Consider the following 275-nt stretch of genomic DNA (forward strand, 5'->3'; position numbering starts at 1 on the left):
CGGACAGGCGGACCATGCGCTCCTTGTTCACGGCGTAGCGGCTGGCGGTGCAGTTGCGCAGCATCTGGGCCATCCACAGGTACTGGTCAGTGCTGGTCGTGGCCTTGATGGCCAGAGGCGCGTGGCGTTCGAGCAGCCATTTGATGGCCTTGAGCGGCACACCCGGTGCAGCCCACGGCGAAGCGTAGCCCGGGGACACCTGGCCGGCGTTGGCAAAGCTGGTTTCCATTGCAACGGCTGGCTGACGGTCGACGACGACCACATCGAAACCGGCT

1 protein-coding gene is annotated in these 275 nt (G+C 65.5%); it reads right to left on the reverse strand.

All coding sequences use genetic code 11. From position 1 onward, the window contains the following. A partial coding sequence (locus tag NDO48_RS29175; protein WP_323848137.1) for an FAD-dependent oxidoreductase occupies nucleotides 1–275 on the reverse strand: 275 nt, incomplete at both ends.

This window comes from Aminobacter sp. MET-1 (assembly GCF_026521175.1).
Taxonomy (GTDB): domain Bacteria; phylum Pseudomonadota; class Alphaproteobacteria; order Rhizobiales; family Rhizobiaceae; genus Aminobacter.